At 69.9% G+C, this 1,966-nt stretch carries 1 protein-coding gene; it reads right to left on the bottom strand.

Features of this window, described 5'->3' with window-relative positions; all coding sequences use genetic code 11:
- A partial coding sequence (locus AB0M20_RS40605; protein ID WP_364306528.1) for a glycosyltransferase family 2 protein occupies positions 1-1,966 on the bottom strand: 1,966 nt, incomplete at both ends.

Here is a 1,966-nt window from a genome sequence, read left to right as displayed (position 1 = left end):
TACCCGGCGCCGGCGTCGTCGACCGCGATCCGGACCCCGCCGGGCAGGTGGTCGAGGTCGGCGCGATCGGCCTCGGCGATCTCCAGCACCAGCGGCCGTGAGCTCTCCGCCAGCAGCGGCTCCAGCTCGCGGGGCCGCCGCAGCAGGTCACCCGAGACGTTGATCGCGAGCCACGCGCCGTCCGGCAGGGCGTCCGCCGAGGCCAGCGCCGCCCGGATGAGCGCGGCGTCCAGGTCGATGCCGCGGCCCTGCTTCTGCGCGTCCTCCAGGCCGCGCTCGGGGCTGCTGCCGTCGGCGAAGCGGGTCAGCGCCTCGTAGCCGACGACGTCGCCGGTCGCCAGGTCGGAGATCGGCTGGAACACGGTGAAGAAGGTGAACTCCTCGAACGAGCTCGACCGCGACGGCTGGTGCCCGCGGCGGCCGGGCGCGGGCTGCGCGGCCCGCACCGCGACCTGGCCCGACGATCCGCGGTCCGACCGGTAGTGCAGCACCGAGGCCCAGTCGCCGATCGCGCCGGTCGGCGCCGGCGCCGGCGCGTCGGCCGGCTTCGCCTTGGCGGCCCGCTTCGGCTGCGCCGGGCGGTACAGCCAGCTGCGCAGGTGGGTGTAGAAGTCCACGAGCGTGTTGCCCAGCCCCACGAAGGCCACCATCGCGTAGGTGGACAGCACCAGGTTCAGCCCGGCGAAGATCAGGTTGTCCCACTGTCGCAGCTGCACGTCGCGGACGACGGTGTAGGCGCAGAGCGCGATCAACGCGAGCGGTGCGAGCAGGTAGGAGGTCGCGGCCGTCGTCCGGTCGCGCACCTTCGGCGTACGTTTGAACGCGCTCTTCTCCCCGGTCAGCAGCTGCAGGATCGAGGCGAAGCTGCCGCTGAGGTTGACCGGCAACAGGATCAGGTTGAACCCGTAGATGCGCAGCACGTCCAGCCGCTTGTAGCCGGCCGCCTTCAGGTCCGCGCTCATCATCAGGAAGTACGGCACCGACACCAGCAACAGGATCGGGTTGAGCAGGTCGGCGTTGAACGGGTAGGCCAGCATGACCACCAGGCACACGGAGCTCCAGAAGATGGAGGCCATGTAGTTGACCCGCAGGAAGAGCTCGCCGAAGCGCACCTTGTCGTGCGCCCGGAACTGGTCCTTCAGGCGGGAGAGGATGAGCAGGCCGCCGTTGGCCCACCGCTGCCGCTGGATGGCGAGGGAGCCGAAGTCCGGCGGGGTCGCGCTGTACGCGAGCCGCTCCGGGTAGTTGAACAGGTTCCAGCCGTTCACCCGCAGGTCGATCGTCGACTCGGTGTCCTCGATGACGGTCCGGTCCTGGATGTAGCGCTTGATCTCCCAGTCGCCCTCGTAGGCGACCTCGCAGATCTCGTCCAGGGCCTTCTTGCGCAGCACCGCGTTGGCGCCCACCCAGAACGTGGCGTCGTAGTGCGTCATGCCCTGGTGGACGATGTGCTGAATGTCGGTGGTGGCGCCGGAGACGCGCTCGATCCGGGTCGCCGAGCCGGGGAACGCGCTGTACGGCGTCTGCGCCACCGCGTCCCGCTCGTGGGCGCCCTGCTCCATCAGATGCACCAGGCGCAGCGCGTACTCCGGCATCAGGACGCTGTCGGCGTCCAGCGTGAGCACGTAGTCGGGGTCGGGCACGGTCAGCTCGGCACGGCCGGGTGCGGCGGGTACGAGCGCGACACCCAGCGGGGTGCCGACCTCCTGGTAGCTGCCACCCATCAGTCCGATGTAACTGTTGAGGTTCATCGCCTTGTTGGGCTCGCTCGACAGCGACACGTACCGCTTGCGCTCGAAGCTGGTCATCGTGGCGTCGAAGGTGGCGAGCAGCCGGCGGTAGAGCTGGTGGATGCGCGCGGCCGGCAGGGCCACGTGATCGTCGGCGCCGCTCTCGAGGGCCTCGGCGATCTTGCCGAGGTCCTCGGCGAGGGCGTTGACGATGTGCTCGACGAAGAAGACGTCGG

This window comes from Actinoplanes sp. NPDC051633, assembly GCF_040681735.1.
Lineage (GTDB): Bacteria > Actinomycetota > Actinomycetes > Mycobacteriales > Micromonosporaceae > Actinoplanes.
The sequence above is the reverse complement of the archived record's forward strand: the minus strand, read 5'-3'. Positions and strand labels throughout refer to the sequence as shown.